Annotated in this window: 6 protein-coding genes; 5 read left to right on the top strand and 1 reads right to left on the bottom strand. The window is 66.4% G+C overall.

The window, feature by feature from the left end:
- Positions 1-418: 418 nt before the first annotated feature.
- Positions 419-1,813 (bottom strand): hypothetical protein, encoded by a 1,395-nt coding sequence (locus AB0K28_RS51440; protein WP_364385956.1) that lies wholly within the window; start codon positions 1,811-1,813, stop codon positions 419-421.
- Positions 1,814-2,353: 540 nt separating this feature from the next.
- On the opposite strand from AB0K28_RS51440, the gene AB0K28_RS51435 reads away from it, so the two are divergent.
- The 5 genes from AB0K28_RS51435 (at position 2,354) to AB0K28_RS51415 (ending at position 7,647) form a co-directional block, all read left to right on the top strand.
- Positions 2,354-3,097, top strand: coding sequence for a TnsA-like heteromeric transposase endonuclease subunit (locus AB0K28_RS51435; protein WP_364385953.1), 744 nt, complete (start codon positions 2,354-2,356; stop codon positions 3,095-3,097).
- A 74-nt stretch (positions 3,098-3,171) separates the two neighbouring features.
- Positions 3,172-5,163 (top strand): Mu transposase C-terminal domain-containing protein, encoded by a 1,992-nt coding sequence (locus tag AB0K28_RS51430; protein ID WP_364385959.1) that lies wholly within the window; start codon positions 3,172-3,174, stop codon positions 5,161-5,163.
- Positions 5,154-6,152 carry an ATP-binding protein gene (locus AB0K28_RS51425; protein ID WP_364385950.1) on the top strand — a complete coding sequence of 333 codons (999 nt, stop codon included), beginning with the start codon at positions 5,154-5,156 and terminating at the stop codon, positions 6,150-6,152. Before AB0K28_RS51430 ends, AB0K28_RS51425 begins: the two co-directional genes overlap by 10 nt.
- The gene (locus tag AB0K28_RS51420; RefSeq protein WP_364385947.1) at positions 6,149-7,144 is read left to right on the top strand and encodes a TniQ family protein; all 996 of its coding nucleotides are present in this window, start codon (positions 6,149-6,151) and stop codon (positions 7,142-7,144) included. The genes AB0K28_RS51425 and AB0K28_RS51420 overlap by 4 nt, the downstream gene beginning before the upstream one ends.
- Before the next feature lie 134 nt (positions 7,145-7,278).
- Complete coding sequence (locus AB0K28_RS51415; protein WP_364385944.1) at positions 7,279-7,647, top strand: hypothetical protein; 369 nt, start codon at positions 7,279-7,281, stop codon at positions 7,645-7,647.
- Positions 7,648-7,832 lie beyond the last annotated feature (185 nt).

Genomic DNA, 7,832 nt, shown 5'->3' with positions numbered 1-7,832 from the left:
TTCTTGGAATCGTTGCTACGAAGGATCACGCGATGACCGTTCTCATTTCACGACGCCACACCTGCTGACCAGGTCAAACTCGTACACCACTTCCGCGGACGCAACCCGGCAAGGAGATCGACCGGGAGCGGCTGAACGGCAGCCACCCCTGCATGTCGATCCCTTTGAAGAAGTGAGGCTTGTGGTCGGAACACAGTTCCGGTGCCGCAACCACTCGACATCGAAACCGGCCTGCATCAACTCCGCGCGCCGGAGCCGGCCGCACCGCATGAGGCCAGCCCGCATGGCCGCACTCGACAGAGCCGGCCTCACCACATCGATTTCGGCCCGCGTAACCGCACGCGGGCCCGGCCTGGCCGCTCTCGTGCCCGGCGTCCCCAGGAGGGACGCCCGGTCGTGCCCGACCCTGGGCACCCGTCTATGACGACCGCAGTTCCGCCGCCACCGCTCGTTCCCGCAGTTGCGCGGCCTCGCCCCGTACCGTCTCCAGCTCCGCCCGCAGATCTTCCAGCCGTACCCGCTCCAGCCGCAGCTCCGCCTGCGCCCGGTCGCGCTCCCTGACCGCCGCGTCCGCGCGCGACCGCTCCCGCGACGTCAGCTTGCGCTCGCGCGTCAGCGCGGCGGTGCCTTCCTCCTCCAACGCCGCCAGCCGCTCGGCCAGCTGCTCGGCTTCGGCTGTGGCTCGGGCGGCGTCCTTCAGCGCCACCGCCCGGTCCCGTTCGGCCTCGGCAGCGGTACGTTCCGCGGTGACGGCGCGCTCGACGGCCCGTTCACGCTCCTGCACCGCCACCTCCTCCCGCGCCTTGGCGCCGGCGGCCTCCCGCTCGGCCTGCTCCCGCTCCCGTACGGCCGCCGCCGCCTCGTCCCGCGCCCGATCCCGCTCCTCACGCGCCGACGCCACATCCTCCCTCGCGCGTACGACTTCCGCCCGCGCCTCGTCCTTCACCCGCGCGACCCGCGCGTCCGCCTCTTCCCCCGCCCGGGCGACCTGCGTCTGCGCCCGTTCCTCAGCCCGTACGACCTGCGCGTCCGCCTCCTGCCGCGCCCGCAGAACCTCCGCCTGAGCCTCCTCACGCGCTCGCTCGACCTCGGCCCGAGCCACCTCCTGGGCCTGCGCGATCTCCACCCGAGCGCGTTCCTCGGCCTGTCCGATCTCGACCTTGGCGGCCTCCTGGGCTTGCGCGACCTCGATCCGGGCCGCCTTCTTGGCTTGCGCGACCTCGGCTCGGGCGCGCTCCACGGCCTCGGCGGCCTCGGCCTGCGCCTCGGCGATCTGGCGGTTGGCCAGCTCGACGCGTTCAGCGAGCTCCTGGACGGCCTGGTCCCTGGCCAGCGCGTTCAGCTCCGCCTCACGGACCGCCTCCGCGGCGCGCCGCTCCGCCAGCTCAGCCCGCCGCTTGGCCTCCTCGGCCGTCTGCAGCGCCTGCCGTTCGGTGCTGGCCGCCTCCCGCAACGCCGCCAGCGCCTGCTCCCGAGCCCGCTCGGCGTCACCCAGCGCGGTCTCCCGCTCGCTCTCGGCCTCCTCCAGCCGCTGCCGCATCTCCGCCGTCTGCCGGCGGGCGTGCTCGGCCGCCTCACGTGCCAGGCGTACCTGCTCGAACGCCTGCTCCCGCTCGGTACGCGCGATCGCCACCCGCGTATGCGCCTCGGCCTGCACCGCACTCAGCTTGGCCTCGACCCCGGCGGGGCTGAGCTCCTCGGCCAGCGCCTTGGCCAGCGGCTCGATGGCCGCCGCCAGCCCGCTCTCCATCCGGTCGTACAGCTGCTCGGCCCTGGCCAGCGCCCCCTCGAGCCCGGGGGTCGCCCGCCGCAACTCCCGCTCCCGCTTGGCCGCCGCCTGGCAGTCCTTCTCCGGACAGTACGCCTTCGGCCGCCCTCTCCCCCGCCGCTGCTCGATCGGCGACCCACAGTGCTTACAAGGCGTTACGACACTGGTCTCCGCAGTCACCCAACCAGCATACCATTTTCGATTTTCCAGAAACTGGAAATAAGAAAACTAGATCTGTTGCGCGTTGAAGCCTCGAAGCTACTTGCGAGAAGGCAGAATTCCCGCAAGTAGCTTCACGTGAACTTCCTGCTACGATCCGCGCAGGTTCTCGTCGCCCTTGTTGTCCTGTCTCACGAGACCTGGCGTGCGTCTCATCCACCTGGCGCGATTCGCCGTTCCGTCTCACCTAGTTGGCGTGACTGACTGATCACGCGCACTCGGTGCCGCATGTAGGTGGCGTGCGCGGAGCGGATGTCTCACCAAGTTGGCGTGGATTGGCGGAAGTCTCAGACATCTGACGTCTTCGGCAACTACAGTGCGTCCTCGTATGGCTGCAATGCGTACGACACGTGGCGGTGGTCTATCTTGACGGCGTTATCGGCGACTCGCGTCGAGCGGGCGGGGTTTCATCTGACTTTCCTGGACGGTGCAGGAGTTGAGCAGCATGCGCCGCTGGCTGTGAGCTGGAATGTCCGGTTTGAGCGGGCGCCGGCTGTGCGGTCGTTTCCGTCTTTCCGCGGGCAGAAGAACTTCCCAGGCTGGTGGTGGTCTGCCACGACTGGCGATCACGTTGGCTACGAGTCGTGGGTCGAGCGCGACGTGCTAATGGTGATGGACTTCGACCAGGACATCGTCGCCTTCGCCTCCCAACCTTTCTGGCTCACCTGGGCCGCCGACGATCGCGTGCGACGACATGCACCGGATTACTTCGCCCGGACGCGCGACGGCCAAGGCCTGGTCGTGGATGTCCGACCTGACGACCGAGTCGATCCGGCGGCGACTGAGGCATTCGCGGCGATGAGGCGCGCCTGCGAGGAGGTGGGCTGGGAGTTCCATCGAACGGGCGGCCCTGACCCAGTGCTGCGAGCGAACCTTCGCTGGCTGGCGGGCTATCGCCACCGGCGCTGCTATCGGGAAGAGCTCGCCCAAGAACTGCTCCACGTATTCAGCGCTCCGACCGCGCTGTTGCGCGGCGCTCAGCAGGTTGGTGATCAGCTGATGACGCTTCCGGTGCTCTATCACCTGCTCTGGACCGGGCATCTGACCACAGACCTTGATTCCTCGGTTCTCGGCCCGACCGCCATCGTTCGCGCATCGGACCTGCGATGAGTACGGCACGAACGCCGAGGCCGCCGGGGTTGCATCTCGGTGACCGGGTCATCCTTGAGAAGACGATGCATACCGTGGTCGGCTTGGCCGGCACGTTGGTACGACTCGCCGCCGAGAGCGGCGGCACCACCGCGGTGCACCTGCCGCACTTGCTGGCCGACCCTTCCTTTGAGCTCCTGGGCGGCCCTGCTGGGCACCGCTTACCGGCAGGCCTCTTGGACGACCTTGCCGAGGAGGTCGTCCAAGAGGCCTGCTGGTGGGAGCAACACATTGTCGAGGTCCTGACCGGCGTGCGTCCCGATGCCCCGGCTGGCACTCGACCGAGGCCTGAATTCGACCCCGACTTGCACACGGTTCGCGAACGCGACCAGGCCAAGGCCCGCGAACTGGCCAAGACGGGCCGTGAGGGAGTCAGCCTGCGCACCATCGAGCGCAAGCGTCAGCGCTATCAGGCTCAAGGCCTGGCCGGGCTGGTCGACGGACGCCACGAAGGCGCCAGCGGACCATCAGGACGAGTCGACCCGCACGTGCTGGCGGCGCTGTCTAAGGCGATTGAGGAGTCCACGGAGCGATCCACTCGAACGGCGAGCTACTTCTACTGGAAGGTCGGCCAGCTCGTTGCCGACCAACCTGATGTCCGCATGCCTTCTCGCGCAACCTTCTACCGCCTGTTTGACCGGCTCTCCCGTGGACGCCACGTCACGGGTTCAGCCCGCACCCGCCGGTCGCTGGCCAGCCGCCCGGATGGCGAGTTCAGCCAGGTCACCGCCAACCGTCCGGGCGAATGGATGGAGATCGACTCCACGCCGGTGGACATCTTGGTGGTGTTCGACGATGGTGTGGTTGGGCGAGTCGAGCTCACCGGCATGGTTGACCTGGCCACCCGCACCGTCACTGCGGGCGTGCTCCGGCCGGCTACTAAGTCGGTGGACGCGGCACTCCTGCTGGCGCGAACGGTCACCCCGGAGCCGATGCGTCCAGGTTGGGTCCAGGCACTGTCCATGTCCCGTTCCGTGCTGCCCTATGAGCGTCTGCTGAAGCTGGACGAGCGCCTGGAACAGGCTGCTGCGCGACCGGTGATCGTCCCGGAGACGATCGTCTACGACAAGGGCGGGGCGTTCATATCGGCCAACTTCCGCACCGCCTGCCGCATGCTCGGGATCAGCTTGCAGCCGGCCCACCCGCGGACCGGAACCGATAAACCGCACATCGAACGGACCTTGGAGTCGGTCGGCACGCTCTTTGCGCAATACGTCTCCGGCTACACCGGCCGCTCGGCAGAGTATCGCGGCCGCGCCGTCGAAGAGGAACCGCTCTGGCCGGTGCACGAACTTCAAGAACAGCTCGATGAATGGCTGGTCGCCTCCTGGCAGAACCGGCCGCATGACGGTCTGCGCGATCCCCTCACCCCAGGTCAGGCTATGACGCCGAACGAGAAGTATGCCGCGCTGGTGGAGGCAGCCGGATGCGTGCCCGTCGCGCTGTCCGGCGACGACTACGTCGAGCTGCTGCCCGCGGTCTGGCGAGCCATCAACGCCTACGGCGTGAAGATCAACCACCGGATCTACGACGACGAGGCCCTCAGACCGTTCCGCAACCAGCCGTCGGGCGTGACCGGCCGGAAGAACCGCTGGGAAGTGCACTACGACCCCTACGACGTCAGCCGCGTCTGGGTGCGCAATCACCATGACGGCGGCTGGATCACCGCCTTCTGGCGACACCTGAGCAGCGCTGCCGCTCCCTTCGGTGACATGGCCTGGGATCGCGCCCGCGAGATCCTGGCACGCCGAGGCCAGGACCGGCCCACCGAAGAGCAGATCACCCAGGCAGTCAACGATCTGCTCACTCGCGCCGGACAAGGACCCGAACAAGCCGACACCGTCAAAGACCGCAAGGTCAGAGCCCAAACCCGCGCCACCACCGAACCCTCCTGGCCGCGCCCTACACCGCCACCACCTCAGCAAAACGCCGAGCCCGAGTCCCTGGACGAGGACGATGAGCCATTGGCTGAGGTCATCCCACTTGGGGTCTTCGACGCACATGAGGAGGCCAAACGATGGAGGTGACTGAAGGCCGCCGCGATCCCACCACAACGCTCGAGGGATGGCGACGCTTCGTCGATGATCCACCTGCAAGATTCGAGCTGCTCACCCTGGAACAACGGGACGCACTGAGCGATGATCAGCGCTCCTCCTACAACGACACACGCATCACCTATCACTCGGAGCTGGCCGTGGTGGCCACCCCTACCGTTCGTGAGGTCGCCAAGCAGGGGCGCCTGCTCACCCTGCTGAACCGGCGAGAGACCAGTGCCCGCCGCGGAATGATCGTCTCTGGGCCTTGGACGACAGGCAAAAGCACCGCGATCAAGCAGTTGGGTCGCACCCACGAGTTGATGGCCCGCGATCGCCACCCGGGTCGTCGAGAGCGCATCCCGGTCGTCTACGTGACAACCCCGCCGAAGGGGTCGCCGCGCAAACTGGCCATGGAATTCGCGCGCTTCCTCGGCTTGCCTTCGATCAAGAGATCAGCCAACACCACCGACATCGCCGACGCCGTCTGCCAAATCCTCATCGAGGCCCGCTGCGACCTGGTCCTGGTCGACGAGATCCACAACCTCAACCTCGCCACCAGCGCGGGCGAGGACATGTCCGACCATCTGAAGTACTTCACCGAGCACCTGCCCGCCACCTTCGTCTATGCGGGCATCAACGTTGAGCGCGAGGGCCTGTTCACCGGAGTGCGTGGCAAACAGATCGCCGGTCGCTGCGTCCTCATCAACAGCCGCCCCTTCCCCTACCAGGCTGAATGGAAGGGACTGGTCGCCGCTATGGAAGGCGAGCTCCGCCTCCACCACCACAAGCCTGGCGCTCTCGTGGCGCTTTCCAAATACCTGCACCGCCGAACCGGCGGCATGATCGGCAGCCTGTCGCACCTGATCCGCGCCGGAGCCATCACCGCCATACAGGACGGCACCGAGGCCGTTACCCGCAAGCTTCTTGAGGAGATCCCGGTCGACCACGCTGCCGAGTCCGAAGGCGGCGACGCGCCATGACCTCACCACCGCTCTTCATCTCCTGGAAGGCCCCGCCTTTGCAGCTCCTGCCGCGGCGGCCGGCACCGATCCTGGATGAAACCCTGGATTCCTATCTGAACCGTCTCGCCACGGCCAATCATCTCGAGCCGTCCTCGCTGCGCGAGCTCGTGAGTGGCAGCAGGCTCAAGAGCATCCCTGCTCCTCCTCACCGGCTGGCCCGCCTCACCGGCTATCCAGAACGATCGCTACGCTACGCGATCTTGGAGCTCAGCACCCCGGACGAGCTCGGCAGCATGAATCTCGGCGGGCGGCCGCGGCCTGGTGAAGCTCATCAATGTCGCAGCTTCTGCGGATTATGCCTCCTCAAGCAGGACGTGAGCCCGAACGACGGCGGTCCTGTCCGCTGGCATCACTTTGACGACGTGATCTGCTGGCGGCACCAACGCTGGATCGCCTTCAGCAGCGAAACTGCCGAACCACAGCCGCGACTTCATCACGTTGGGGACGTTCTTCACGCCAACCGTCAGCATCGCAGGCTGTGTCGACGTTATGGCCGAAAGGCCGTCATGACCGCATTTCGCGACGCGGACTACATTTTCTCCAGTTGGACAAGGGAGGGACGCCATCAAGAGCGCTTCGGCAAGCGCATGGTCACTCTGGCAGGTCAGCACTGGAAGCTGACAACGAACCAACACGGCTCGGCGGAGGCAGCAGGACGTTACCCCGAGGTCGTTGCCCTCACCCGTCTCCTTGTCATGCCTGTCTGGCGAGCCCTCGCCCTGTCGCGGCGGCCAGGCATGGTCTTCAGCATCGAGCCGGCCCTCCTCGCGGAGATCCGGAGAACGGTCGCCCGCGACTATGCCAGGCCAGGACAGAATTGGAGCGCTTTTCGAAGCGACGCGCTTTATGGATGGATTGAGAACGAGCGCAAGAATGCCGCGATGATCTCTCGACAGGCTAAGACCGCGACGAAGAAGGACGCGTGGTTCCCCGGCCTCGCAACGTCTTGATAGCAAGCAAGACATCTTCAGATGCATCGCCACAGGTGGCTGCCGCTCAGATGGTCCGTTTACGATCATCAAACCCATGTTCACGACGATCAGCCGGAGGCCACATGTCAGTCAGCGGTTCACGTTCGAAAGCCTTGGCGTTCGTCGGCGTCCTCGCAGCCGCGGTCATCGTGATCGTGGCAATCGTGGCCTTCCGCGGCACCGACGACCAGCAATTCATCCGCTCGGCGGCAGATATGGAGTCGTTCGCACGCACCATGAGGGACGGCGACCGACTCGGCCCCCGCACCGTCGGCGGGATGGACTTTGAGGAGGTCCGCCGCGAGCGCGGCGTTGTCGTCTTTCAGCAAGGCGAGGCGTTGGCGAGCCCTTACGGCTACGCCTGGAGTCCGCAGGGGGATCCAGCTCCGATCCTCGAGGACATGGAGTGGTCGGAAGACCACGTCGATCACTATTTCGAGCATCTGGAGGGCGCTTTCTACTCCTGGCAGGGAAGGCGCTGACCGCAGCGGACCCCAGGGCGAGGCGCCAGAAGCGGCGCCTACAACAGCCGCGTCAGGCACCGCAGCTTTCCTTGATCACGCGCCAGGTGATCTGAGAGGGCGTTGTGTGAGTTAATGTCCATGATGTCGCACTGTAGTCGAATGGATTTGTAGCGTTACCGCCGATTGGCGAGCTCGGATGTGTT

Origin of the sequence: Nonomuraea sp. NPDC049504, from assembly GCF_040676845.1 — a bacterium.
Lineage (GTDB): Bacteria > Actinomycetota > Actinomycetes > Streptosporangiales > Streptosporangiaceae > Nonomuraea > Nonomuraea salmonea.
The sequence above is the reverse complement of the archived record's forward strand: the minus strand, read 5'-3'. Positions and strand labels throughout refer to the sequence as shown.